Genomic DNA, 25,814 nt, shown 5'->3' with positions numbered 1-25,814 from the left:
GCCCGGCAGGGTGATCGGGTCGGGGCTGTGTAATCACCCGATTGAGCGCTGTGGGCTTCCGCCGAATGGCGCTAACGTGTTTTGTTCCCTTTCTGCGTCGGCGATGGAGTCCGGATGCCTGTACCGGTTGCGCCCGGTCGATGGCCGTTGATCGGACATACTCCGGCGATGCTGCGGCGTCGCTTCGGTTTCACGTCGTCGTTGTACACGCGGGGAGACGTGGTGCGGGTCTACCTCGGCCCGATGGAAACGTATTTCCTGACCAGTCCGGAATTGACGCACCAGGTGCTGGTCGCCGACGGGAGCCATTTCCGCAAGGGCGCGATGTTCGAGAAATTCCGCCCGTACGTCGGCAACGGACTCGCTCTTTCCGACGGTGCTCTTCACGTGCGGCAGCGCCGGTTGATGCAACCCGCTTTCCACCACGCCACCATCGCGGGATACGCCGGGATCATGACGAGGGCGGCCGCGGATCTGGTCAAGCCGTGGAGGCCGGGCGAGGTGCGCGAGGTGGACCACGACATGCAGGCACTCGCGGTCGCCATCGTCGGCGAGGCGCTGTTCTCCGCCGAACTGGGCAAGGCCGCGATCGAGGAGGCCCGCCGGTCGATCCCGGTCATCCTCAAGTACGGCATGATCCGCGTGCTCTCGCCCGCGTTCGTGGAGAAGCTCCCCATTCCGGCCAACCGGCGGTTCGACGGGGCCGTCGACCGCATGCGCGCGATCGTGGAGGAGCTCATCGACACCTGGCGTGCCGAGCAGGCCGAGCGGAGCGACCTGCTGTCCATGCTGATACTGGCCAGGGACGCCGACACCGGCGAGGGGATGACCGACGAGCAGGTGCGCGACGAGGTCATCACCCTGCTCACCGCGGGGATCGAGACCAGCGCGCTCGCGCTTTCCTGGCTGTTCCACGAAATCGCCCGGCACCCCGAGGTCGAGCAGAAGCTCCACGACGAGATCGACGAGGTGCTCGGCGGCCGGGAGGCCACCGCCGAGGACGTGCCACGGCTCGTCTACACGCGGCAGGTCGTCAACGAGGTCCTGCGGATGTATCCACTGTGGATACTCATGCGCCGGGTCGCCGCGGAGGTCGATCTGGGCGGTGTGCGCCTGTCACCGGGCACCGAGGTGATCATCAGCCCGCACGCCATGCATTTCGATCCGAGGTTCCACGACCACCCTGATCGTTTCGACCCGGACCGCTGGGCGGGCAAGCGGGCCAAGGAGCTGCCGCGCGGGGCCTACCTCCCGTTCGGAGCGGGTGCCCATCAGTGCATCGGGAATTCCTTCGCCATGACCGAGATCGCGATCGTCGTGGCCACGATCGCCGCGCGCTGGCGGCTGGTTCCCGTCTCGGACAAGCCTGTCCGGGTGAAGTACACGACCACCGCGTATCCGAGCCGGCTGCCGATGACGGTCGTCCCGCGCTTCCGATAATCGTCGAAACACGCTATTTCAGTGGAGGTTTGTTTTCATGCATTGGCGTCATGGCAGTGTGAAGCGCCGTGCCGGCGCGCTGACGTTCGCCATCCTGCTGGCCGGGTCACTGCTGACGCACGCGCAGGCTCAGGCCGATACGGCGTCCTGCCAGGACGTGACCATCCCGGTGCGGCTGGCCGGGCTGCTTCCCCAGAGTGTGCACGGCAAGCTGTGCGAACCGCCGGGAGGCGCGCGAACCGTTCAGGTGCTGGTCCCCGGTGCCACCTACAACAGCGTGTACTGGGACTCCGCACACACCCCGGAAACCCATTCGTTCCGGCTCGCGATGAACAAGGCAGGCTACGCAACCTTTGCCATCGACAGGCTCGGCACGGGCGCCAGCTCCAAACCGCCCAGCGCACTGCTGACCGCGTTCACCGAGGCCGACGTGGTACACCAGGTGATCCAGGCGATCCGGCACGGCGACCTCGGCTCGCAGTTCGACAAGGTGATCCTCGGCGGACACTCGCTCGGCGCCGCCATCACCGTGCTCGAAGCAGGCACCTACCGCGACGTGGACGGCGTGCTGATCACCGGGCTGGCACACCGCATCAATCCTCCCGGCGCGCTGGTCGTCCTCGGCTCGTTCATCCCCGTCGCGCTCGACCCGGTGATGTCGAGGCGGGGGCTCGACCCCACCTACCTGACCACCCAGCCCGGCGCCAGATACGGGGCATTCCACGCACCCGGGATCGACGTCCCCGGGATGACCGCCTACGACGAGGCCACCAAGGACGTCGTCGCCCCCGGCGAACTGCTCGACGCCGCCGCCCTCGCCACCGTTCTCCCGTACTCCAGGCGGATCACCGTGCCGGTGCTGGTCGCGCTCGGCGGCGGGGACGGCGGCCTCTGTGGCCCGCTCGCGACCGACTGCACCTCCTCGGCCGGCCTGCTCCAGTCCGAGGCACCGTATTACGCCGCGGCCGCACGACTGCGGGCCTACGTCCTGCCCGGTTACGGCCATTCGATCAACTACGCACCCAACGCACCGGACTACCACCAAGCCGTCACACAGTGGGCCGACAGCATGGGACTGTCTCGGTAGCAGCGTCAGCCGGTCAGAGGCTGTCCCGCAGCGGCACGGTGATCTGCTTGAGCCAGGTGCCGGTGGTGAAGTCACGCGCTTTGATCACCACGGAGCGGTGGTGCACCTCGACCTGGAGGCCCTGGTTGAAGCTGCCGCCCAGGGACACCTCGCCGCCCTTGCCGTCGTCGACCCAGCCGGTCTGCACAGCGCCGGTGTTGACCACGGTGAAGCCTTCGAGGTTGCCGCTGCCCGGAACGACCCGGCGGGTCACCCAGTCGGACAGGGTGAGGTCCCAGTGGGTGTGCCCGGAGAACAGGAAGACGTCCCGGTACTTGCCGAGCACGCGGAGGAGACGGTCGGCCTGGAGGTAGTCGTTGAGGTAGAGCTTGTTGCGGGTGCCGGAAACGGTGTTCGGCAGCGGGTGGTGGGTCAGCACCATCACCGGCTTGCGCCACCGGTCCCAGTACGCCAGCCGCTGTTCCAGCCAGGTGAACTGCTGATCGCTGAGCCACACCTCGTCCCACAGCTTCGGGTCGTGGTACTTGGCGTAGCGCTCGGTGCCGATGCACAGCACCGGCACCCCGCCGAACGACGTCTCCGAGTAGACGGTGTTACGCCTGGCGAAGTTGTAGAAGCTGCGGAACAGCGAGTCTTCGGTGGTGCCGTTGGGCCAGGTTTCCTGCGCGAGGGTGTCCGGGTCGCGCCACTTCGGGACGTAGAACTCGTGGTTTCCGATGGCCCAGGCCACGTTTCTCGGGTGCGGGTGCTTGTCCAGCATCGACCGCACCTGGGCGTACTCGAAGTCGTAGCCTCGCGGGGTGATGTCGCCCGCCACGCCGAGACCGGCGCCGCGCGGGTTGGTGGCGTTGATGTCGTCCAGGGCCTTGCCGAAGTCGGCGAGGTCGCCCTGGATGTCGCTGATGATGTTGAATCGTACGGCCGGTCCGTGCGGATCCCAGCCGGGAGTGGCCTCCGCCGGGGCACCCAGCGCGGCTGTCGCGGCCACCGCGCCACCCGTCGCCACCATGAACGACCTGCGATCCATCGAACACCCACATTCAGCTCCACCGGTACCAACGAGCCAAAGGTAGGACGTCTGAGGTGATCATCGGTGACGTCGCGCCAGCCGAGATGTGTACGTGAAGATAATTTCAGGTTCTGGCCCGGTCTCATGCCGCCTCCGGGATCCCGTTCGCCGGTGGCGCGTCGTTGGCCGCCGAGTCGTCCGCCTCGATGGGGGCCTCGCCGATGTCTGTCACCAGGACCGGCGTCAGATCCTTGCCGGCACCACCCTCGAGCTCCACCACCGACATCCCGGCGATGCCCAGGTGCTTCTCGCCGGAGTAACGGAAAGGCGCGAGGCCCGGCCCTTTGAACGTCTTCCCGCTTTTCTGGAGCGCTTCGACGACGCGCTCCCGGGTCAGGTCCCGTCCGGCCGCCTGCAACGTTTGGACGAAGGTGTACGCCTGCGCCATCCCGTAGATGCGGTAGTTCGTCAGGTCGCCGCCCTTGCCGTGCTCGCTCCAGATCTTCCGCCACAGCTTCGTCCACGCGTTGTCCGGCGCGTCGACGCCGGGCAGGTACTCGGTGGTCAGAACGCCGTCGATGAGTGACGCGCCGTTGGTCACCTTGCCTTCGGAGAACCGCGCGAGCAGCGAGCCGACCAGAGCCGGATCGGAACCGACGTTGCTGTAGAACCACTTCGGCTTGAAGCCGATCTTCAGCGACGCCAGCTGGGACAGCGCGGTGTAGGACGGGACGGTGAAGCCCAGCACCAGATCCACGCCCGCGGCCTTGAGTTTCGCGATCTGCGGGGCGATGTCGGTGTTGCCCGGAGAGTACTTCGCGACCTCCACGATCTGCTTGTCCAGATAGCGGCGCGCGCCCTTCTCGCCGTCTCGGCCGAAGTCGTCGTCCTGGACGAACAGGCCGACCTTGGCGGCGGGCAGGTTCTTCCGCACCCAGTCGCCGATGATCTTGCCCTCGATCTCGTAGTCCGGCTGCCAGCCGAAGGTGAAGGGTGCCTTCTTCGGATCGTCGCCCCAGCGCAGCGAACCCGAAGACACGAACAGGTCCGGGACTTTCGAGCTGTTCAGGAAGTCGACGACGGCGCTGTGCGTCGGCGTGCCGAGGCCGCCGACCATCGCGAAGATCTCCTCCTTGAGCACCAGTTCGTTGGTGACCGCGCTGGTGGTCGTCGGGTTGTAGCCGTCGTCCTTCGCCACGAACTCGATCTTGCGGCCGTTGATCCCGCCGTTCGCGTTCACGTAGTCGTAGTAGGCCTGATGTCCGCTCGGGATCTCGCTGTAGCCCGGCGCGGCGACGCCGGTCAGCGGGAAATGCGCCCCGATCTTGACGGTGGTGTCGGTGACGCCGACGGTCGAACCCTTGTCGTCGCCCTCGGGTCTGCCGCCCGCCCCGCAGGCGGTGGTGATCGTGACGGCCAGGAAGAGGGCCACGGCCTTGGTCCAGCGTTTCATGAACTTCGCCTCCGGTGAGTGAGTTTCCGCAGCCCGCCGGCGAGGCCGGCCGGTGCGAGCAGCACGATCAGGACGGTGACCAGGCCGTAGATCAACGGCGCCAGATGCGCGGCCTGGACGTCGGACAGGCCGAGATCCGTTCCCGCGCCGGTCACCAGCGGCGGCAGGAAGGTCAGGAGCGCCGCCCCCGCGAGCGCGCCGGTGAGACTCCCCAAACCCCCGAGCACCACCGCGGAAACCAGCAGCAGCGACAACGTCAGCGCGAACCCGCTCGGCGCCGCCAGCCGCGCGGACAACGCCATCAGCGCACCGGCGAGCCCCGCGCAGCCCGCGCTGACCACGAAGGCCCGCACCCGAGTGCGGCCGAGATCGATCCCGGCCAGTTCGGCGGCCACATCCTCGTCGCGGACAGCCCGCCAATCGCGTCCGGCCCGGCCGCGGGACAGATTCGCCAGCAGGACGAACACGACGATCACGGCGAGCCAGGAAAGGTAGGCGAGATAACGGATCGACGTGAGGTCCTGGCCGGTCACGAAATACGCGGCGTCCGCCAGCCAACCGGGGATCTCCGGCATGCGGACGGGCAGACCTTGTTCGCCGCCGAGGGTTTCCCCGAAGAACAAAGGGATCCCGGGCACGGCGATGGCGAGCGCGAGCGTCGCGCCCGCGAGGTACGGCCCGTGCAGTCGCGCGGCCGCGAAACCCACGAGAGCTCCGACGGCCAGCGTGATCACCGTCGCCGTCAGCAGGACCACCAGGAGCGGCAGGGCTGACTTCAGCAGGAGTGCCGCCGAGTAGGCGCCGACGGCCATCAGCGCCCCATGACCGAGTGAGAGCTGCCCGTTCAGTCCTGTCAGGACGGTCAAGCCGCCCGCGGCGATCGCGAAGTACGCCATCGTGGTGAACTGCGCGGTGAGGAACGGGCCCGTGTTCTCCAGGACCAGCACCACGACGACCAGTCCGGCGAGGGGGAGCAGCAGATGTTTGCGCGGCATGTCAGACCCTCCGTTCGCGGACGCTCGCGAACAGTCCGCCGGGTTTGAGCAGCAGGACCACCATGAGGATCGCCAGCGCGGCGAGCGGGACCAGTTCGGCGCCGACGTAGCCGCTGACGAGGCTCAAGGACAGGCCCAGCACGATCCCGCCGACGACCGCGCCGACCGGGCTGTCCAAACCGCCGAGCACCGCCGCGACGAAGCCGTAGACGACCACACCGTCCATATAGGACGGATGGACCAGTCCGCCGCCGGCGATCAGCAGTCCGGACAGCGAACCGGCGAGGGCGGCGAGCGCCCAGCCGAGGGTCAGCATCCGCCCGACCCGCACGCCCAGCAGGCGCGCCACCTCCTGGTCGAAGGCCGCCGCTCGCATCCGCAGGCCCAGATCGGTGCCGCGGAACAGGAGGACGAGTCCGAGCAGCACCACCCCGACGGCGGCGACGGTGAACACCCCGAACCCGGTCAGCGCGATCGTCGTGCCGCCGATCTGGAAACCGGTGAGCCCGAACGGCGCCGGGAAAGACCGGTACCGCGAGCCGAACACCAGTGCCGCCAGCGCGTGCAGCACGATGAACAACCCGAGGGTGAGGATCACGGCGTTGATCTCGGGCTTGCCGGAGACGAACCGGACCACGAACCGTTCCACCACCGCGCCGAGCACCAGTCCCGCGAGCAGGGCGACGGTGAAACCGAGCCAGTACGACCAGCCCGCGTCGATCAGCACCAGCGCGAGGTACGTGGTGATCATCGCCATCGGCGCCTGCGCGAAGTTCACGATCCGCGTCGCCCGCCAGATCAGCACCAGCGCCAGGGCGAACGCGGCGTAGACCGCGCCGAGGGTCAGCCCGGTGAGCGCGGTGGTCAGCAGTTGCTGCACGAGGCTTCCTTTCAGAATCCGAGGTAGGCGTGCCGGAGGTCGTCGTCCGCGACCAGTTCGGCCGCGTCCCGCCGGACGACGACCTCGCCGAGGTTGAGCACGACCCCGTGGTCGGCGATGGACAGCGCGCTGTGCGCGTTCTGCTCGACCAGCACGACGGCCAGTCCCTCGTCGCGGACGAGACCGCGCAGCAGACCGAAGATCTGCGTCACGATCCTCGGCGCCAGGCCCAGCGACGGCTCGTCGAGCAGCAGCACTTTCGGCCGGGACAGCAGCGCCCTGCCGATCACCAGCATCTGCCGCTCCCCGCCGGAAAGGACGTGCGCGAGACCGCTTTTGCGCTCGTCGAGCACGGGAAAGAGCTCGTAGATCCGCCTCAGTCGGGACGCCGTCGCCCGGCCTCCTGCCCCGAGCGCGCCGAGCCGCAGGTTCTCCTCGACGGTCAGTTCGGCGAGCACGCCACGGCCTTCGGGCACCTGTGCGAGACCGAGCGCCGGGAGGTCCTCCGTGGACACTCGGCGCAGGTCGCGGCCCGCGAGCGAGATGCTGCCGTCCGTCGGCCGGACGAGTCCGGAAACGGCGCGCAGCAAGGTGGTCTTGCCCGCGCCGTTCGCGCCGAGTACGGCGGTGATCTCGCCGGGGGCGGCCGTCAGGCTCACGGAATCGAGCGCCCGGACGGCGCCGTAGCTCGCCGAGAGGTTTTCAACGGTCAGCACCGGCCACCTCCTCGCCGAGATAGGCGGCGCGCACCGCCGGGGCCGCGCGGATCTCGTCCGGCGTGCCGCGGGCGATCACCTTGCCGAAGTCCAGTACGACGATCTCGTCGCACACCCCCATCACCAGATCCATGTGGTGCTCGACGAGCATCACCGACATGCGCTCGGTCAGGCCGCGCACGAGGGTGCCGACGTCCGCGATCTCGGCTGCCGACAGCCCACCCGCCGGTTCGTCGAGCAGCAGCAGATCCGGTTCGCTGACCAAGGCCCGCGCGAGCGCGACCCGTTTGCGGACCGGGTACGGGAGGCTCGCGGGGTAGCGGTGGGCGACGTCGGCGATGCCGAAGTCCTCGAGGTACGCCATCGCCCGCTCGGTCAGGGCCTTCTCATCCCGCGTCAGGCCCAGCATCGAGGACCAGAAGCCGGCTTTCGCGTGTCTGCCCGCGCCGACGAGTACGTTGTCCAGCACCGTCATCCGGCCGAAGAGGCCGAGTTCCTGCAGGCTGCGGGCGATGCCGAGACCGGCGAGGTGATGCGGGCGCAGCCGTCGTAGCGCGGTTCCGCGCCAGGTCAGCGTGCCGGTGTCCGGGCGGACGAAGCCGCACGCGACGTTGAAGAGCGTGGTCTTGCCCGCCCCGTTCGGCCCGATCACGCCGAGCACCCGGCCCGGTGCGACGGTCAGGGAGACGTCGGACAGCGCGACGAGACCGCCGAAGGTCACCGACACGCCGGACATCTCGAAGGTGGACAGGGTCACGCGGGAACTCCCAACGGCGAAAGGGAAGGTCCCGGCGCGGGTGCGCCGGGACCTGGACGGCTCAGGCGTGCGGGCACGTGTCCCGGTAGTCGCTGATCGCGCGGTCGTCCGGGGCGGGGCAGAGGAACTGCTCGTAGCGGGTGTCGTTGTCCACGAACCGCTTCAGCCACGAGATCGTGTACTTCGCCATGGTGGTGTTCGCCGTGTTCGGGAAGAAGTGGCTCGCGTTGTCGAGCTCCATGTACGCCTTCTCCGCCGAGGCGGGAATGCTGGTGTAGAACGGGATCGAATGCGAGGCCACCGGCGCGACAGCGTCGGATTCCCCACCGATGACGAACGTCGGCACCCGCAGCGAGGACCACGACTTCTGCGTGTTCCACGGCGCGAGCGGGACGGCGGCCTGCAGCGACGGCCGGTCCTGTGCCGCCTCGAGCGAACCTCCGCCGCCCATCGAATGCCCGGCCACCGCGAGCCGGGAGGTGTCGATGCGGGAGCGGACGCCGCTGCGCTGGGTCAGGTAGTCGAGCGCGGCGAGCAGTTGATCACCGCGGCTGCCGGGCTGGTCGTAGATCGTGTTCGTGTCGATGGTGAACACCACGAAACCCTGCGACGCCAGCCGCGGGCCGATCCACGCGATGCTCGACTGGGTCGCGGTGTAGCCCGGTGAGATGGCGACAGCGCCGAAAGTGCCCTGAGCGGTGCTGGTGGGGTAGTAGATGGTGCCGCCGCCGAACCCGGTGACGGACACTCGAGACACCGAAGTCTCCGACACCGCGAACGAGCCACGGGAGGCCTCGATGCTGCTTTCGGTAGGGGCCGGGCCTCGTTCGTAAGGGTTCTCGGCGGCGTAGGCCGTTGGGGCGGCAGCGAGTGCCGCGACGGTCGCCAGTCCACAAAGGATCCGGGTCGTACTGCGCATGGTGCCGTCTCCGTTCGCCGGTGAACAGTCCGTGATGCTGGACTCTGGCAAACGGCCGCGGCGGGCTGCATCGGTGAAATCGCCAGTCTTCGTCCGCGGCCGCACCCGGCGGGCCGGGCGCCCGTACGATCGGCGATCGTGAATCCCTCAGCCGAGGACATAGTCCGCACCGCGGCGCGGTGGATCGATCGCGGCGTCCGCGTCGACACCTCCGCCTTCGCCCAGGATCTGGGCATCTCACGCAGCACCCTGTTCCGCCGCGTCGGCAACCGGGAAGACCTGCTCGGTGATGCCCTCTACTACCTGTCCGAGCGCACCCTGACGGCCGCCGCGCGCACCTGGGAGCGCGATGAGGGCGACGTGGTGCGCAACGCGGCCGGCGAACTGCGCTGTCTCGCGATCATGCGCGAGTACCGATCCGTCCTCGCGGCGAGCGCGGGGTTCCGCCGCTTCCTCGACGATGAACCGGTGCTGGCGATCCGGCTGCTCACCGATCCGGACGGCCGCGTCCAGCCTCGGGTGATCGCGGCGCACGTCGAGCTGCTGCGCCGCGACGTCGACGACGGCGGATTCGTGCCCGCGGTCGGCCTGGACAGTCTCTGTTACGCGATCGTCCGGCTGGGGGAGGCGTTCCTGTATTCGGACGTCCTCGCGTCCCGGACGCCGGATCTCGACGCGGCGTCGACGCTGCTCGGAGCGCTCGTGGAAGGACGGGTGCCGAGCAAGACCTTGTGAAACACTTGCGCCTGGTGTTTCATCGAAAGGGATTTTCGAGGAGGCGCCGATGCCTGTCCGGGACGCCGTGTACCCGCTGCGGGGCAGGGACGACCTCTTCGGCGGGCTGCGCTCGATCGCCGGGCGTGCCGTGCTGGTCCGCGGGACGGAGGGGCTGGGCAAGTCGGCGCTGCTCACCGCGCTGCGCGCCACGCTCGGTGTCCGCCTCGTCGGGGTGCGGGGCCTGCGGGCCGAAAGCGCGTTGCCGTACGGCGCCCTGCACCGGATGTTCGGCGCTCCCGTTTCCGGCGGCCCGGAGGCGCGTGATCGGCTCGGCACCCTCTCGGTGCCGACGATCTGCTGGGTCGACGACGCGCACTGGGTCGACCCGGAATCCCTGGCGGCGCTGGGTTTCGCGGCCCGGCGGCTCGACGGGGCCCCGGTCGGGATGGTGCTCGCGTCGCGCTCCGGATCCGACGAGTTCGAATCCGTCGACCTGACGCCGTTGACCGAGGCCGCCGCCGACCTGCTGTTGCGCGATCGCGGCGTGCCCGCCGGGGTGCGTCCGCAGCTGGTCGAACTGGGGAAGGGGAATCCGGCCGATCTGGTCGCGCTGGCCGCCTCGCTGACACCCGCGCAGGCGGCCGGGCGGGAGCCGGTTTCGCCGATCCTTCGGGAACGTTTGCCCCGCTACGCGGCCGAGCTCGACGCGATGCGGCTCGACGAGCGCGTCCGTTTTCTCGCCGCCTGTATGGATGTTTCCGCGAGGAAGGCGACGTGGTACGCGGCGGCGTCACCGGCGGACCGCCGGGCGGCGCACGCGTGGCTGGCCTCCGTCGAGGAAGGCCCGGACGCGCTTTGGCACCGTGCGATGGCGACGTCCACGCCGTTCGCGCCGCTCGCCGACGAGCTCGCTGCCGCACCCGCGGTGGATCATGCGGCCGAGGCGCGGCAACTCGAGCGCGCCGCGGCCCTGACCGCCGATCCGCCCGCGCGGGCGAGCCGGTTGCTGGCCGCGGCCGACGCGGCGTGGCAGGCGGGCAGACCGGGATGGGCGCGGCTGCTGCTGTCCAAAGTGGACGCCCGGCCGGGTGCGGTGGCGTTGCTGCACGGCGAAATCGAACTGCGGGACGGCGATCCCGCGGTCGCCACCCACGAACTCGCCGTGGCGGCGGAACTGCTGCCCGATCCCGCTGCCGCGCTCCTGCTGGCCGGTGAGGCCCGCAGGCTCGGCGGGGACCTGAGCGGTTACCGGGCGTTGGCGCGGACGGTGCCGGCCGGGGACGGTCTGGCCTTCGCGCACTTCCGTGGTCTGACCTCGGTTTACGCCGGACGCCACGACGATGCCGACCTGCCGCTGGAGGACGCCGTCCGCCGGGGGATGGCGGACTCGGACGTCGCCGGAGCCGTTTGGGCCGCCGATGCCGCCTTCGCGCGCGGGCACGCCGAACGGGCGCACGAGTACTCGTCCGCGGCCGTGAGCCGCGCGCGACTCGGCAGGCGGTGCGCGGAACTGCCGTGGGCGCTGGTCTACCTGTCGCTCTCGGCCATCGCGCTCGACCGGATCCCGTGTGCGCGAGCGGCGTCCCGGGAAGGTCTGCGCGCACCCCACAACCTGCGGATGGAACATCTGACGTTGCTGGGGCTGGCCGCCGCTCTCCTCGGCGACCGCGTCCCGGAACTGGACGAGGCGGCAGGCGGCATCGCCGAACGCGGTCTCGGCAGGCCCGCGGCCGTCGCGGCGTGGGCGTACACGTGCCTGGATCTGGCCGAAGACCGGCCGGACGACGCCTTGAGCAGGCTCGAAGATCTCGCGTCCGGTGTTTCCGGCGACCAGCCGGTGATCCGCGTGCTCGCCACGCCACAACTCGTCGAAGCGGCGGTGCGTTCGGGGCGGCCCGAGCGCGCGCGAACCGCGCTGGAGGTGTTCGACCGCTGGACCTCGGCCGGGGCGGAACCTTGCTGGCTCGCGCTGAGCCACCGGTGTCACGCGCTGACCGCGTCGGATCCGGAAGTGGCGGAACGGCATTTCCGGCTGGCCGTCGAAGCACACCGGAGGGCGGGCGGCGCGGTGGAACTCGCCAGGACCCGGCTCGCCTACGCCACCCTGCTGCGTCGACACCGTCGGAGCAGGGACGCCCGTGACCAGTTCCGCGATGCCTTGCGCGGCTTCGAGAACGTCGGCGCGACCCGGTTCGCCGACCGCGCCCGCGCCGGACTGCGGGCGACCGGCGAGACCGTCGACGTACCGCACAGGTCGCTCGCCGGGCTCACCCCGCAGCAGGACGCCATCACGCGGCTCGTGGCGGCGGGGGAGACGAACAAGGAGATCGCGCGGCGGCTGGTGATCAGCCACCGGACCGTGGATCACCACCTGCGGAACATCTTCACGGCCCTGGGGGTCCGGTCACGTGTGGAACTCGCGCGCCGCGTGGCCGCCGGGGAATGAGGTTTGCCCCTTCGCGCAGTTGGCGGTAGCGAGGGAATACCCGGCCCAGCCCGTGAGTCGTAGCAAGGTATGGACTTCGGGATCGCGACGGCAGTGACCGACGAAGGAATCCGGCCCCACTTTTTGGGGGCGGCGTTGGAGGAGAAGGGATTCGACTCCCTCTACGTCCCTGAGCACTCCCACATACCGGTCAGCAGGGAGTCTCCTTACCCCGGCGGCGAGCTGCCGCGAGGGGCCATGCGCAACTTCGACCCGTTCGTGGCGCTGGCCGCCGCCGCGACGGTCACGTCGAACCTCCGGCTCGGCACCGCGGTCGCCCTGATGATCCAGCGCGACGTGCTCTACACGGCCAAGGAAGTCGCCAGCCTCGACCTGCTCTCCGAGGGGCGGGTGATCTTCGGCGTCGGGGCGGGCTGGAACATCGAGGAGATGCGCAACCACGGCGTCGACCCGAAGACGCGGGGCGCGCTGCTGACCGAACAACTCCAGGCGCTCAAGGAGATCTGGACCAAGGACGAGGCCGAGTTCCACGGCGAGCACGTCGATTTCGACCCTGTCTTCGCCTGGCCGAAGCCGGTGCGGAAACCGCATCCGCCGATCTACGTCGCCGGTCAGGGCCCCGCCGGGCTCAAACGGCTCGCCGAGCACGCGGACGGCTGGCTGCCGCATTTCGTGACACCGCCGGAGGAACTGCGCCGGGTCCGGTCCTGGCTCGCCGATCAAGGCCGCGAAGACGTCCAGATCAGCGTGTTCGGCGCGCCGGCCGATCCCGAGTTGCTGCGACGTCTCGACGGCGCCGGGGTCGACGAAGTCTCCCTCCTCCTGCCGACGCTGCCCGAGGCCGAGACCTTGGAGCTTCTCGACCAGGTGGCGAAGACCATCGCGCCGCTGCGCGCCTCATAACAGGCCGGAACGCCGCCACAGCACCAGGCCCGGACCGCCGACGAGGTCGACTTCCCGCAGGTACCGCACCATTTTCGCGGCACCCGCGGCCAGCACCTCGCGGCGGTGCGGGCTGCGCCTGGCCAGCGCGGCCGCCCGGCGGGGACGCTCCAGACCGGCGCGGGCGTACTGCGCGGGCCTGGACAGCAGCCGGGACAACAGCATCGAGCCGATCGCCACGACGATCCGCGTGAAGGCCTTGACCGGCCAGGACGCGCGGGCCATCTGCCTGCTCAGGTCGTCGCGGGCGTAGCGCACATGCCGTGCCTCTTCGGTGACGTGGATCCGCATGACGGCGCGCACCAGCGGCTGGATCGACTCGTCCTGCAGATGCTCACGCTGGATGGCGTCGAAGACCTCCTCGCCGATCAGCGTCGCCACCCACATCGACGGGCCCCGCAGGATCAGCGGCAGCACGTGCGCGGTGAAGTGCAGCAGCCGGTTGTTCCGGTACGGACGGCCGTCGACCTTGTCGATCAGCATCGCGAACATCGTCGAATGGCGGCATTCGTCGGCGACCTCGGTCAGCGCGTACCGTGCGTGCGCGGTGGTGGGATCCGCGCGGTAGGACATCCGCAGCAGCATCTGCATCAGGATGATCTCGAACCAGATCCCGACGCTGACCGAGTTGATCAGCTCCTGCCGTGACAGCTCCACGCGCTGCTCGTGACTCATGCTGTCCCACAATTCGGTGCCGTACAACGACACCGTCCGCTCGGGGATGAAGAACGCGCCGTCGGTCAGCGGGGCTTCCCAGTCCACGTCGACTTCGGGGTCATAAGACAGCTTCGCGCTCGCCTGCAGCAAGCGCTGCGCGCCGGTCTCCCGATCGCGTAGGGGCTTCGTCCGTGCCGTCATCGCCACTCCCTCCATCGCGGATTGCATCCCGCGATGGAAAGTTACAGTGACCGATGTAAATGTTCAAGACTCGTGGCGTTCCCGGAGGTGCTGGGCCAGTTCCTCGAGGAACTCCGGGAAGGCGCGGCTCATCGACAGCGCCAGACTCGCGGTCACCGCCGACTGCGCCAGCGGCCGCAGTCGTTTCACCAGGTCGGTGAGGTCGGAAATCTCCGCGGCGTCCGGCACCCAGTCCTCCCCGCGAGGGTCGACGACGTCGCGCCGGATGGTGTCCAGGAACAACGTCGCGACGGCGTCGGTGTGCTCGATCAGCGCCTCGGCCAGGCTCAGGACCTGCTCCGGCGGGACCCCCGCCGCCAGCAGTTCACGGCCGGCCTGCAGCAGTTGCGGGCTGAAGACCTCGAAATGCGCGCCCCGGCGGGTGGCCACCCCCATCGCCAGCACCCGTTTGACGTTGGCCGGGGTGATCAGCCGCCCGAATTCCTTCCGCGCCTGCGTCACGGTGATCCGCTCGGGGGTCTCCTCCGACCACGGCTGGGAGAGCGCGTCCTCCAGGCCCATCAGATCGCCGAGATCCCGCCCCTGCTGCCAGGTCTCGATCATTTCCTCGATCTGGGCGAGGGTATACCCGCGCTCCAGCAACTGGACGATCAGCCGCAGCCGGGCCAGATGCGCGTCGTCGTACATCGCCACGCGCCCGCGTCGCGTCGGCGCGGGAAGCAGTCCCCGGTCTTGATAGGCGCGCACGTTCCGCACCGACGTCCCCGCCTGGTTCGCGAGGTCGCCCACTCGATACTCAGCCACCGGCACAGGCTAAAGGCTCTTGAGCGGTCGGGACGGTTGGAACCGAGAGTGTCTTAGGTACCTACTGGGTACTGGCTGCGGTTGTTCGCGGGTGCGGGTCCGTGAAGGGCCCCTTGCCTACCCTGAGGGTAGTGAAGGGGTCCTTCACGGACCTCAAGCAAGGAAGGAACCGTCCCTACCGCTCACGAGACGTACCTCAGGAGCAGGCGAGGACCGGCGCCTGCGGACGGCCACCACCGTGCAGGTCGCTCAGCGGAACCCTCGCCAGGCCGAGGATCGCCTGCGCGGTCGCGCGCGGGGCGGTCGCCGGGTTCAGGCCGGTGGCGTCGTAGGCGATCGCACCGCGGTCCGCCTCGGCGCCGGTGCAGCCGGTCTGCAACGACCGCAGGAATTCCCGCGCCTTGACCGCGGCGGCGGGACGGTGGCCCGCCAGCGCTTCGGCGGCGAGGCCGGTGCTGTTGGAGTTCGGCGCGTTCGTGCCGACGCCGAAGCCGCCGTTCGCGTGCTGCTTGGTGACCAGCCAGGAAGTGCCCTCGCCGGCGTTCACCGCGTCACCGGTGGCGCGCAAGGCCTGCACGACCATCGCGGTCGAGTCGACGTCGCTCGCGCACGTCGCTTCCCCGAAGTTCAGCGGGAAACCGCCGTCCGCGCACTGGGTGCCCGCGAGGAACGTCACGGCCGAGGTGGGGGCGCCGGTGGGTGTGCGGTCCAGCGCCAGCAGGGCGAGCGACTGGGTGAAGGCGTTCGAGTAGTCGCCGTACTCGGACCGGTCGGAGAACCGGCCGGACGGCGTGAGCAGCGAGAGCAGTCCCGCCTTGAGGTCGACGCCGCCGAACGACGCCGGGTTCTTGCCCCGGATCTGCGCGGCCAGCAGCAGTTTGGCGTGCGCGCCCGCGTAGGCCTCGGTGCCGCTGCCGACGTAACCCGTGGTGATCTCCGGCTTCGCCAGCCACGTGATCGCCTTGCCGGCGTTCGTGTCCGACACCCCGGCCGCGGCGAACGCGAAGATCGCGTCGATCGTCAAGCCCTGGTCGGGGAACTTCTGGCCGCCGAAGTCGGCCTCGAACCTTTCCCCGTCGGTCATCTGCCTGGCGAGCCAGCCCGCGGCGGCGTCCGCCTTGTTGTGGGTGGCCGCGGTCGCCGCCGGAGCGGCGACCAGTCCGATGCCGCACAGCATGGCGACAGCGAGGACCAAACGTCTCATGAGAACCCTTTCCCGCATTTCCACGACAGGAGTCGGTGGTGACACCGCGCGACGTGGGTGACCGGGCTCGCCCGAAAGGGCATACCGTTGCGGGACAGCGCCGGACTCTCACCGGACTTCCCCCACGACCGCGCTGATTGACGATCCGAAGAGTCTCATCCCGGTCAAGCGCCGGGGTACCGCCGGGCGCGACTCTCGATGTGATCCTGGCAACCGACCTGGTCAGCGGTGCCTGTCGCGAGTGATCGGGTGTTAACCTCGGCGGGCTCGACAACTGAACAACGCCGCCCGTGACGGGGAAGCCGGTCGAAATCCGGCGCTGTCGCGCAACCGTGGGCCCTTCACCAGGGCGAGCCGGGGTACCGCACGGGTGGATGAACGAACCACTGTCGCGATCAACAGGGGTGACTCCGGCGCCCCCGCGCCTGTCCTCCGCCATGCCGCAAGGAGGAGCCATGCGCCGCGGGTACTTGGCCGCATCGGCGTTCGCCGTCAGTGTCGGCGTGGTCGCCGCCCTGCTCACCGGGACGGCGACGGCCGCGAACGATCCCGACGCGGCGAAGGCGAACTCTCGCTGGCTCGCGACGAAGCTGAAGCCGGACGGCACGCTCGAGAACCCCAACGGCGGCGAACTGCCCGACCACGGCCTGATGATCGACGTGCTGCTCTCGATGTACGCCTCGGGCGAGGGTGCGAAGGCCGAGCCGATCGTGAAGTTCCTCGACGAGCAGGGCCACGCCACCGACTACTTCACCTGGGACGGCCTCGTCCCCGGCGCAGGCTACGACCAGGTCATCGTCGGCGGCGCCGCGGCCAAGACGCTGGTCGCCGCGCAGGCCTCCGGCCACGACCCGCGGAACTTCGACGGCTACGACATGGTCGCCGAGACCAAGGCCGCGATCATGCGCAAAGGCCCGGACAAGGGCCGGATCAGCGACTACTCGAAGAACCCCGACCTCGCCGACTCCGTGAGCAACAACGCGAACATGTTCGGCCAGTCGCTCGGCGTCATCGGGCTCGCCGCGGCGGGTGAGAATGACCAGCTCGCCATCGACAAGCTACTGACCCAGCAGTGCTCCGAGGGCTACTTCCGCATCTTCTTCGGCTACATCAAGACGACCGAGACCGGCGATCACGTCACGTCGAACGGCTACAAGATCTCCTCGTGCGACGAGGGCAAGACGATCGACCAGTCCCCGTCCGACGGTGACACCACCGGCCTCGCGCTTTCGGCGATGCTGGCCGCGCGGAAGGCGGGCGCGGGCGGACTCGACGCCCCGATCGCCAAGACCGTCTCCTGGCTCACCGCGAACCAGAACGCCGGTGGTGGCTGGGGCGGCGGCGTCGGCACCGAAGCCCCGAACACCAACAGCACCGGCCTGATCGTCCAGGCGCTCGCCGACGCGGGCGGCGCCGACGAGGCGGTCGACAAGGGCGTGCGGTTCCTCAAATCCGCGCAGGCGAACGCGGCGGCCGACTCCGGCAACCGGCTCGCGGGCGACCTCGGCGCGATCGCCTACAACCCGGCTTCCTACGTCGCGGCGCGCACCGGCGGCATCAGCGGGCTCGACACCTGGATCCGCGCGGGCGCCCAGGCCTCGCTCGGGTTGTCGCAGGTCGGCTTCTACGCGCTCGCGAAGGGCAGCGGACCGCCACCGACCAGCAGCAGTGCCTCCGAAACGCCGACCTCCACGCCGTCCGAAACGAGCTCGGCCACCGGCACGCCGACCTCGACCAGCAGCGATCCGGCGCCGACCAGCACCACGACGACCACGACCACGACCACGACGACGACCACCGCGACCACCACGACGTCGGTGACGCCGACGCCGGGCACGTCCTCGTCACTGGCGACGAGCCCGCCCGCGCCGAGCACGGTCACCGTCACGACCACCCCGCCCGCGGCCAAGCCGCAGGACACCAAGCCCGCGCCGAAGACCACGACGCCGAAACCCAAGAAGAAGCCGGTCACCCCGAGGGCGTCCACCGGCGCCCGGGTCCCGCCGCCGACGGCGATCGCGGCCCCGGTCGCCATCCCGGACACGGCGACCCCGGCTTCCCGTCTGGGCGCGTACCTGACGAACCGGCTCGTGGGCGGTGACCACGTCGAGGTCACCGAGGACGGCAAGACCTACGTCGACTACGACGCCACCGCTGATCTGGTGCTCGCGCTGCGGGCGCTGGACGTGCAGCCGGAGACGGTCGCCCGCGCATCGAAGTTCCTGCTCACGCCGGAAGCCGTGCAGGCCTACGCCCACGGCGCTCCGTACGAGCAGAGTGGGGCGTCCTACGCCGAACCGCTCGCGAAGCTGGTGCTCGTCGGCGAGTTCGCGAAGGCGGACGTCGGTCAGCTGCGCGCCGACCTGGTGAAGCTGCGCGGCACTGACGGCAAGTTCACCGACACCGGTTCCTTCGCCGACGCCGACGAGACCGTCGAGCGGCACACGTGGGCACTGCTCGCCACCACCGCCGACCCCGGCCCCGCGGTCGAACTGCTGCTTTCGCGCCAGTGCGCCGACGGAACCTTCCCGAAGCACCTCGACACCGCGGAGTGCGGCTCCGGTGACCTGGGCGCGACAGCCGCCGCGGTCACCGCGCTGGCCGCCCGTCCGCATACCGACGCCGCGCCGTCGACCAAACGACCGGACGGCTGGACCGAGCGGCGTGTGTCGGCGTTCGTCTCCGCGGTGAGCGCGCTCGGCGTCCGGCCGACCGGTGAAGGCATGGTGACCGGTGAAGCGGGCGAAGCGGACGTCGCGCTCAGCGCCGCCGTCGCCGCCGCGCGGCAGGTCGCGGGACTCGACGCGAGCGGAACCGCGCGGTCGCTGGGCAAGCTGGTCCAGGCCGACGGCGGTTTCGCCAAGGGATCCGTCGTGGCGAGCGACGGGAAGACCGATTTCCCGACGAGCCTCGCCGCCGCCCAGGGTGTCGCGGGCCGATCTTGGCTCACCGCCGCGGATTCGCCGCTGTCGTCCGCCGTCCGGCTGCCGCTCTCGGACGTCGACGCCGCGAACGCCGCGTCCGGTACCCAGCTCCAAGCCGCCGCCCAGACTACTCAGCCGTCGTGGATGACGTGGGGGCTCGTCGGCTTGGCGGGCATCCTGCTGGCCGCCGCGATCGTGCTCATCTTCCTGCTACGCCGTTTCATCAAGACAAAGGGGGCAACACCATGAGAAGACTGCTCGCCGTCACGTCCGTCCTCATCGGACTGACCGGACTGGCCACCGCCGTGGCCGCGCCCGCGCAGGCCGCGGGGTACGACGGGATCTGCACCGGCAACGACGCCCTCACCGGCGTCACCGTCGTGGTCGACTTCCAGGAACTCGACGGTAACGGCGGGACCGCCGCGCCGACGATCACCCGCTGCTCGCCCAACGCGAATCCTGGCACCGACCGCACCGGTATCAAGGCGCTGCAGGACGCCGGGATCGCCGTCGCAGGCACCGCCCGATGGGGGCTCGGTTTCGTGTGCCGCTTGGGTGGCCGCCCGTCCGCGACGGAGACGATTCCGCTGTCGAGCAACCCGAACTACAAGGAACCGTGCGTCAACACTCCGCCCGCCGGCGCGTACTGGGGTTACTGGCACGCCGACGGTTCCGGCTCGACCTGGACCTACAGCAGCTACGGCGCGCTCAACCGCAACGTCGTCCCCGGCGGTTTCGAAGGCTGGTCGTTCTCGCTGAACAAGTCGGCGACGACCAACCCGCCGCCCGGGGTCACGCCGACGAACCCGGCCGTGAACGCGAGCAACCCGACGGTTTCGTTGTCCGTCAACGACGTCGACCGCAAGATCACCCTCGGCCAGACCACCTCGCTGACCTGGACCTCGACCAACGCGACGACGGTCACCGCGGGGTCGGTCACCCCGTCGAGCGGCGGTGGCGCCTGGTCCGGTGCGCTCGCGGCGCCCGGCGGCACGCAGAACATCACGCCGACCGCGGCGGGCACCTACGTCTACACGATCGCGGCCACGGGTAACGGGGTGACGGTGTACTCGAGCGCGACCTTGACCGTCCAATGAGGAGGGTCTTCGGAGTGGTGGCGGTGATCTTCCTGATCGCCGCCACGGCGCCGTCCGCGCACGCCGTCGACCAGGGCAAGGGATACCCGGGGTTCTGCAAGGACGCCAACGGGGTCACCGTGGTCGTCGACTTCCAGAAGCTCGGCGGCACCACCATCGTGCGCTGCAATCCCCAGACCACGCGCGGCACCGGGCTGGACGCGCTCAAGGGCGCCGGTTTCCAGATCGCCGGGGTGCAACGGTGGGGTGAGGCGTTCATCTGCCGGGTCGAGAACCGGCCGTCCGCGGCCGAGAACGTCCCGATCACCGGCCGCGAGAAGTACCGCGAGCTGTGCATCGACACGCCTCCGGCCCAGGCCTACTGGTCGTACTGGCACGCCTCGAACAACTGCGCCTGGGACTACAGCCAGTGGGGCGTCAAGAACCGTGACTTCATCCCCGGTGGTTTCGAGGGCTGGTCGTTCTCGCTGAACGCCACCGCCGAGACCAACCCGGTCCCGCGGGTCTCCGCGGTGCGGCCGGGCACCGAAGGCCAGTCGTGCGTGCCGCGCGAGGAGGCCAAGCCGTCCACCAACGATCCCAACGAACGGCAACAGCAACAGCCGCAAGCGGGGAGCGATCAGCCCGCTGACAGTCAGCCCGCCGAGGGGGTGGAACCGGGCGCGGGAGAGGCTCCGGTCGCCAGTTCCGGTGCGCTGCCGCCGCCCAAACCGCGTCCGAGCGCGTCGGCGCGGCCGCAGGCGAAGGACCCTTCGATGAACGTCGCGTTCACTGGCGGTGAGAACGCCGAGGACGTCAACGCGGTGATCGAGCGAGAGTCCGGCGCGAGTGACTGGGCGCCGTGGGCGGCCGGTGGCGCGGTGCTGGCGTTGTGCGTGGCAGGATTCCTGGTGGCACGCAGACGCAAACGCGCACAAGGAGCTTGATGACGTCCTACTTCCTGCCGCGCGACCTGCATCCGGCCGCCTGGTGGGTGTGGGCGCTGGGGCTCGCCGTCGCGGCGACCCGGACGACGAACCCGTGGCTGCTGCTGACGATCGTGGCCGTCGCGGGGTACGTCGTCGTGGCCCGGCGCAGTGAGGCGCCGTGGGCGCTGGCTTTCCGGCTCTATCTGTACCTCGGCGCGGTCATCGTGGCGATCCGCGTGTTCTTCCGCATCGTCTTCGGCGGTGCCGAGGGTGCCACGATCATCCTGCGGCTGCCCGAAATCCCGCTGCCCGAATGGGCGGCGGGCATTCGGCTCTTCGGCGACGTGTCCGCGGAATCGTTGCTTGGCGGGCTTTACGACGGGATGCGGCTGGCGACGATGGTGATCTGCCTCGGCGCGGCCAACGCGCTCGCGAACCCGAAACGGCTGCTCAAGGCGATGCCGCCGGCGTTGTACGAGGTGGGGACGGCGGTGATCGTCGCGCTGTCGGTGTTCCCGCAGCTCGCCGAGAGCGTGTTGCGCGTCCGGCGTGCCCGCAAACTGCGGGGCGGTTCGGGCAAGAAGAAGGTGAAAGCCCTGCACACCGTCCTCATCCCGGTGCTGGAGGACGCGCTTTCGCGGTCACTGCAACTCGCGGCCTCCATGGATTCTCGTGGTTACGGCCGCGCGGGGCTGGTCGAGGCGCGGGCCAGGCTGATCACGGGAACGCTGATGATCGTCGGCCTGATCGGTGTCTGCGTCGGCGTTTACGCCACTTTGGACGGTTCGACACCCCGATATCTCGCCGCCCCGGTACTTTCCGCCGGGGTCGTGGTCGGGCTGATCGGGTTCTGGTCGGCGGGCAAACGGGTCCAGCGCACCCGCTACCGGCCCGACCGCTGGCATCTGCCGGAGATCGTCGTCGCCACGAGCGGGATCGCCGTCGCGGCCATCCTGTTCACGACGTCGGAAGTGAACCCGATGAACATGAACCCGTCGCTGATCAACCTGTCCTGGCCGTCGCTGTCGTGGGGGCCGTTGCTCGGGGTGCTGATCGGTGTCCTGCCCGCGTTCCTGACCCCGGTCCCCGAACCCCCGTACGCCGCGCTGGAAAAAGAAGTGCACGCATGATCGAACTCGACCACGTTTCCTTCACCTACCACGGCCGCTCCGAACCGGTGCTCGCCGACGTGACGCTGTCCATCGGTGAAGGCGAACTCGTGCTGTTCGCGGGCCAGACGGGCGCGGGCAAGTCGACGCTGCTCGGCACGATCAACGGTCTCGTCCCGCATTTCACCGGTGGTCACCTCGAAGGGACGGTGTCCGTCGACGGCGTCACGACGAGGTCCCGGCCGCCGCGCGAGTTCGCGCATCTGGTCGGCGTCGTCGGGCAGGACCCGTTGGCGGGCTTCGTCACCGACACCGTCGAGGACGAACTCGCGTACGGCATGGAACAGCTCGGCCTGAGCCCGCAGGTGATGCGCCGCCGGGTGGAAGAGACCCTCGACCTGCTCGGCATCGCGGAACTGCGCAGGCGCGCGCTGCGGACGCTGTCCGGCGGGCAGCAGCAGCGGGTGGCGATCGGCTCGGTGCTGACCACGCATCCGAAGGTGCTCGTCCTGGACGAACCGACGTCGGCGCTGGACCCGACCGCCGCCGAGGAGGTGCTGGCGACGCTCGCCAGGCTGGTGGAGGACCTCGGCACGACGGTGCTGATGGCCGAGCACCGTATGGAACGCGTGATCCCGTTCGCGGATCGGATGATCTACGTCCCCGGCACCGGGGGAGTGGTGGACGGGACTCCGCCGGAAGTGCTGAAGGACATGCCGATCGCGCCACCGATCGTCCACTTGGGACGATTGGCGTCGTGGGATCCCCTGCCGATGTCCGTCCGTGACGCGCGTCGTCGCGCTTCGTCGTTGACGCTGGGGACTCCGCCGGTGCGGACCACGACCGCGGGTGAGGAGTTGCTGGCCGCGTCCGGTGTCGTGGTCCGGTACGGGCCGAAGGTCGCGGTGCGGGAGGTCGACCTCAGCCTCCGCTCCGGTGAGGTGCTGGCGATGATGGGCCGCAACGGTTCCGGCAAGTCGTCGCTGCTGTGGGCGGTGCAGGGCTCCGGCCCCCGGCAGGGTGGCAAGGTAACCGTCGAAGGCAAGGATCCGAAGACGCTGAGCAGCGCCGCGGCCCGCGCGCTCGTCGGCATGGTGCCCCAGACCGCGAGCGACCTGCTGTACTTGCAGACCGTCGCCGCCGAATGCGAGGCCGCCGACGCGGAATCGGGCACGGAAGCGGGGTATTGCCGGGGCTTGCTCGACAGGCTCGCTCCGGGCATCGATCCGGCCTCGCATCCGCGGGACCTGTCCGAGGGACAGCGTCTCGCGCTCGTGCTCGCGGTGCAGCTGTCGGCCGCGCCGCGGATCATGCTGCTGGACGAACCGACCCGCGGTCTCGACTACACCGCGAAAGCCGCGCTGGCGCAGATGATCGCGTCGCTGACGGCCGAGGGCAAAGCGGTCGTCGTGGCCACCCACGACGTCGAGTTCGTCGCGACCATCGCGCACCGCGTCCTCGTGATGGCGGAAGGGGAAGTCGTCTCGGACGGCCCGACCGGCGAGGTGCTCGGTGGCTCCCCGGCGTTCGCCACGCAGGTCGCCAAGATCCTCGGCGAACCGTGGCTCACCGTCGACGACGTCGGTGCCGCGCTTCCGCAGGAGGTCCGGTGAACACGGCCCCCGCGGTCCGGCTGGGCCCGCGTTCGGCGACGGTGCTCGGGCTCGCGTCGCTCGCGGGACTGATGATGTTCGTCTGGCCGCTCCTGGTCCGCGTCGAACCGCAGTCGATGCAGCACGGTCCGGACGCGCCGTTCGTGTTCATCGGGATCCTGCCGATCCTGATCGTCATCGTGCTGGCCGAGATGTCCGAAGGGGGCATGGATTCCAAGGCCCTCGCGATGCTCGGCGTGCTCTCGGCGGTGAACGCGGCGATGCGGCCGCTGGGAGCGGGGACCGCGGGCATCGAGACCGTGTTCTTCCTGCTGGTGCTGGCCGGGCGGGTGCTCGGACCGGGCTTCGGTTTCGTGCTGGGCTGTACGTCGCTGTTCGCTTCGGCGCTGCTGACGGCCGGGGTGGGGCCGTGGCTGCCGTTCCAGATGATGTGCTCGGCGTGGATCGGGATGGGCGCGGGCCTGCTGCCGCGGCGCGTGACCGGCAAGGCCGAGATCGCGATGCTGGTGGGCTACGGGATCTTCGTCGCGTACGTGTTCGGCTTCCTGATGAACCTGTGGTTCTGGCCGTTCATCACCGACGCCGAAGTGCCGTACCACGATGGCCACATCTCGTACGTGCCCGGCGCTCCGCTGCTGGAGAACCTGCACCGGTTCGCCGTCTTCACGCTGCTGACGTCGACGGCGGGCTGGGACACGGGGCGCGCGATCACCAACACGGTGGCGATCCTGGTGCTGGGGCCCGCCGTGCTCGCGACGCTGCGGCGGGCTTCGCGGAAGGCTTCCTACGGCGTGATTCCGTCGTTCACGGACGGGAAGACGCTGGTGAGCGGCAAGGAGCGCTAGCGCGAGGCTCGCGCTGCCCCCAAGTCCGTGAAGGCCTCCTTGAGGGACCCAGAGTCCCTTAAGGAGGCCTTCACGGACTTGCGGGCGAGCCAACCGGTGTGGCGCAGCGCACCGAAATGCCCGGCCCCGATGATCCGTTCGGAGCTAGCGCACCCACCCCCTCGGCCATATGGTTAGGCTAACCTTCGTAGTCCAAGCCAAGGGTGCACAAGAGGGATGGGTTCCGCATGACCGCCGGCAAGACCGACCTGCTCCGGAGCGAGCCGTTCCTCCACTTCGACGCCGTGGTGCTGGCGACGGCGCCGGTCGGGGAGAGTTTGATCCGGGTGACCTTCGGCGGACCGGGGCTGCGGGACATCACCACCTGCGGGCCGGATCAGCGCATCAAGGTCTTCCTGCCGTCCGCGCCCGGCGCGAGCCCGCGGGTGCCGACCGGCGAGGACTGGTACGCCCGCTACCGCGAAATGCCCGAAGACGGCCGCCCCGCGATGCGCACGTACACCATCCGCGCGCTCCGCCCCGGCGAGATCGACGTCGACTTCGTGCGGCACGGTGACGTCGGCCCGGCGTCGAAGTGGGCGGGTGCCGCCGAGCCCGGCGACGAGGTCGTCATCTACGGCCCGAACGCCCGGTTCCCGCACGAGGAAACGGATCCCACGCGCCGCGGGGCCGACTATCTCCCGCGTCCCGGGTCCGGCTGGAAGCTGATCGCCGGTGACGAGACGGCGCTCCCGGCGATCGGTGGCATCGTCGAAGGACTCGCCGCGGGGGAGCGCGCCCAGGTCTTCGTGCAGGTGCCGGTCGACGGTGACCGCCAGCAGTGGCGGACCGACGGCGAAGTCGAGGTCACCTGGCTGACGCGGGACGGCGAGGGCGCGCCGCTGCTGGACGCCGTGCGCGCCGCGGAACTGCCCGAGGGCCCCGGTTACGCCTGGCTCGCCGGTGAGGCCGGGATGGTGAAGGAACTGCGCAGGCATCTCGTCCGCGAGCGCGGCGTCGACCGCAAGCGCATCGACTTCTGCGGGTACTGGCGGCAGGGGAAGTCCGAAGACGCCCCGTACGACGCGGAGCCCGAAGACTGACCACGGCAC

At 69.7% G+C, this 25,814-nt stretch carries 22 protein-coding genes and 2 riboswitches; of the genes, 12 read left to right on the top strand and 10 right to left on the bottom strand.

Annotation, left to right across the window (positions count from 1 at the left end):
* Window positions 1-114: 114 nt before the first annotated feature.
* Entirely contained in the window at window positions 115-1,440 is a 1,326-nt protein-coding gene (locus HDA45_RS05705) for a cytochrome P450 (protein ID WP_184892527.1), read from the top strand.
* A 37-nt stretch (window positions 1,441-1,477) separates the two neighbouring features.
* On the top strand, window positions 1,478-2,527 hold the full coding sequence (locus tag HDA45_RS05700; protein ID WP_246480619.1) for an alpha/beta hydrolase: 1,050 nt from the start codon (window positions 1,478-1,480) through the stop codon (window positions 2,525-2,527).
* Window positions 2,528-2,540: 13 nt separating this feature from the next.
* Here HDA45_RS05700 and HDA45_RS05695 read toward each other — a convergent pair whose 3' ends face one another.
* From HDA45_RS05695 to bdeA, 7 genes are all read right to left on the bottom strand, one after another.
* Entirely contained in the window at window positions 2,541-3,554 is a 1,014-nt protein-coding gene (locus HDA45_RS05695; protein WP_184892525.1) for a metallophosphoesterase family protein, read from the bottom strand.
* A gap of 124 nt (window positions 3,555-3,678) precedes the next feature.
* Window positions 3,679-4,989 carry an ABC transporter substrate-binding protein gene (locus HDA45_RS05690; RefSeq protein WP_184892523.1) on the bottom strand — a complete coding sequence of 437 codons (1,311 nt, stop codon included), beginning with the start codon at window positions 4,987-4,989 and terminating at the stop codon, window positions 3,679-3,681.
* Window positions 4,986-5,984, bottom strand: a complete 999-nt coding sequence (locus tag HDA45_RS05685; protein ID WP_184892521.1) for a branched-chain amino acid ABC transporter permease — start codon at window positions 5,982-5,984, stop codon at window positions 4,986-4,988. The genes HDA45_RS05690 and HDA45_RS05685 overlap by 4 nt, the downstream gene beginning before the upstream one ends.
* 1 nt (window position 5,985) lies before the next feature.
* A complete protein-coding gene (locus tag HDA45_RS05680) occupies window positions 5,986-6,864 on the bottom strand; it encodes an ABC transporter permease subunit (protein WP_184892519.1) in 879 nt (292 codons plus the stop codon).
* A gap of 11 nt (window positions 6,865-6,875) precedes the next feature.
* Window positions 6,876-7,580, bottom strand: a complete 705-nt coding sequence (locus HDA45_RS05675; protein ID WP_184892517.1) for an ATP-binding cassette domain-containing protein — start codon at window positions 7,578-7,580, stop codon at window positions 6,876-6,878.
* On the bottom strand, window positions 7,567-8,316 hold the full coding sequence (locus HDA45_RS05670; RefSeq protein WP_184905334.1) for an ABC transporter ATP-binding protein: 750 nt from the start codon (window positions 8,314-8,316) through the stop codon (window positions 7,567-7,569). Before HDA45_RS05670 ends, HDA45_RS05675 begins: the two co-directional genes overlap by 14 nt.
* An 82-nt stretch (window positions 8,317-8,398) precedes the next feature.
* Window positions 8,399-9,256 (bottom strand): bis(hydroxyethyl) terephthalate hydrolase, encoded by an 858-nt coding sequence (gene bdeA, locus HDA45_RS05665; protein ID WP_184892515.1) that lies wholly within the window; start codon window positions 9,254-9,256, stop codon window positions 8,399-8,401.
* A gap of 138 nt (window positions 9,257-9,394) precedes the next feature.
* Here bdeA and HDA45_RS43010 point away from each other — a divergent pair, with 138 nt between their 5' ends.
* The 3 genes from HDA45_RS43010 to HDA45_RS05650 all read left to right on the top strand — a co-directional run bounded on the left by HDA45_RS43010 (window position 9,395) and on the right by HDA45_RS05650 (window position 13,322).
* Complete coding sequence (locus tag HDA45_RS43010) at window positions 9,395-9,991, top strand: QsdR family transcriptional regulator (RefSeq protein WP_184892513.1); 597 nt, start codon at window positions 9,395-9,397, stop codon at window positions 9,989-9,991.
* A gap of 49 nt (window positions 9,992-10,040) precedes the next feature.
* Window positions 10,041-12,419 carry a helix-turn-helix transcriptional regulator gene (locus HDA45_RS05655; protein WP_184892512.1) on the top strand — a complete coding sequence of 793 codons (2,379 nt, stop codon included), beginning with the start codon at window positions 10,041-10,043 and terminating at the stop codon, window positions 12,417-12,419.
* Between the two features lie 69 nt (window positions 12,420-12,488).
* Window positions 12,489-13,322, top strand: coding sequence for an LLM class F420-dependent oxidoreductase (locus tag HDA45_RS05650; protein WP_184892509.1), 834 nt, complete (start codon window positions 12,489-12,491; stop codon window positions 13,320-13,322).
* Here HDA45_RS05650 and HDA45_RS05645 read toward each other — a convergent pair.
* The 3 genes from HDA45_RS05645 to HDA45_RS05635 all read right to left on the bottom strand — a co-directional run bounded on the left by HDA45_RS05645 (window position 13,317) and on the right by HDA45_RS05635 (window position 16,227).
* A complete protein-coding gene (locus HDA45_RS05645) occupies window positions 13,317-14,219 on the bottom strand; it encodes an AurF N-oxygenase family protein (protein WP_184892507.1) in 903 nt (300 codons plus the stop codon). The two genes, HDA45_RS05650 and HDA45_RS05645, sit on opposite strands and share 6 nt — an antisense overlap.
* A 63-nt stretch (window positions 14,220-14,282) precedes the next feature.
* Window positions 14,283-15,023 (bottom strand): MerR family transcriptional regulator, encoded by a 741-nt coding sequence (locus HDA45_RS05640; RefSeq protein ID WP_343071992.1) that lies wholly within the window; start codon window positions 15,021-15,023, stop codon window positions 14,283-14,285.
* A 196-nt stretch (window positions 15,024-15,219) separates the two neighbouring features.
* Window positions 15,220-16,227: a prenyltransferase/squalene oxidase repeat-containing protein gene (locus HDA45_RS05635; RefSeq protein ID WP_246480617.1), complete on the bottom strand. Its 1,008-nt coding sequence runs from the start codon at window positions 16,225-16,227 to the stop codon at window positions 15,220-15,222.
* A 35-nt stretch (window positions 16,228-16,262) separates the two neighbouring features.
* Window positions 16,263-16,388: riboswitch (cobalamin riboswitch) on the bottom strand.
* A gap of 81 nt (window positions 16,389-16,469) precedes the next feature.
* Window positions 16,470-16,611, top strand: a riboswitch (cobalamin riboswitch).
* A 71-nt stretch (window positions 16,612-16,682) separates the two neighbouring features.
* Here HDA45_RS05635 and HDA45_RS05630 point away from each other — a divergent pair.
* The 7 genes from HDA45_RS05630 to HDA45_RS05600 all read left to right on the top strand — a co-directional run bounded on the left by HDA45_RS05630 (window position 16,683) and on the right by HDA45_RS05600 (window position 25,805).
* A complete protein-coding gene (locus HDA45_RS05630) occupies window positions 16,683-19,400 on the top strand; it encodes a prenyltransferase/squalene oxidase repeat-containing protein (RefSeq protein ID WP_184892503.1) in 2,718 nt (905 codons plus the stop codon).
* The gene (locus HDA45_RS05625; protein WP_246480616.1) at window positions 19,397-20,248 is read left to right on the top strand and encodes an ABC transporter substrate-binding protein; all 852 of its coding nucleotides are present in this window, start codon (window positions 19,397-19,399) and stop codon (window positions 20,246-20,248) included. The genes HDA45_RS05630 and HDA45_RS05625 overlap by 4 nt, the downstream gene beginning before the upstream one ends.
* A gap of 17 nt (window positions 20,249-20,265) precedes the next feature.
* Window positions 20,266-21,174 carry an ABC transporter substrate-binding protein gene (locus tag HDA45_RS05620; RefSeq protein WP_343071991.1) on the top strand — a complete coding sequence of 303 codons (909 nt, stop codon included), beginning with the start codon at window positions 20,266-20,268 and terminating at the stop codon, window positions 21,172-21,174.
* Window positions 21,174-22,286 carry an energy-coupling factor transporter transmembrane component T gene (locus HDA45_RS05615; RefSeq protein ID WP_184892500.1) on the top strand — a complete coding sequence of 371 codons (1,113 nt, stop codon included), beginning with the start codon at window positions 21,174-21,176 and terminating at the stop codon, window positions 22,284-22,286. The genes HDA45_RS05620 and HDA45_RS05615 overlap by 1 nt, the downstream gene beginning before the upstream one ends.
* Window positions 22,283-23,878, top strand: a complete 1,596-nt coding sequence (locus HDA45_RS05610; protein WP_184892498.1) for an ABC transporter ATP-binding protein — start codon at window positions 22,283-22,285, stop codon at window positions 23,876-23,878. Before HDA45_RS05615 ends, HDA45_RS05610 begins: the two co-directional genes overlap by 4 nt.
* Entirely contained in the window at window positions 23,875-24,723 is an 849-nt protein-coding gene (locus HDA45_RS05605) for an ECF transporter S component family protein (protein WP_184892496.1), read from the top strand. The genes HDA45_RS05610 and HDA45_RS05605 overlap by 4 nt, the downstream gene beginning before the upstream one ends.
* Before the next feature lie 227 nt (window positions 24,724-24,950).
* The gene (locus tag HDA45_RS05600) at window positions 24,951-25,805 is read left to right on the top strand and encodes a siderophore-interacting protein (RefSeq protein ID WP_184892494.1); all 855 of its coding nucleotides are present in this window, start codon (window positions 24,951-24,953) and stop codon (window positions 25,803-25,805) included.
* Window positions 25,806-25,814: the final 9 nt, after the last annotated feature.

The sequence above is a fragment of the Amycolatopsis umgeniensis genome, assembly GCF_014205155.1.
Classification (GTDB): domain Bacteria; phylum Actinomycetota; class Actinomycetes; order Mycobacteriales; family Pseudonocardiaceae; genus Amycolatopsis; species Amycolatopsis umgeniensis.
The sequence above is the reverse complement of the archived record's forward strand: the minus strand, read 5'-3'. Positions and strand labels throughout refer to the sequence as shown.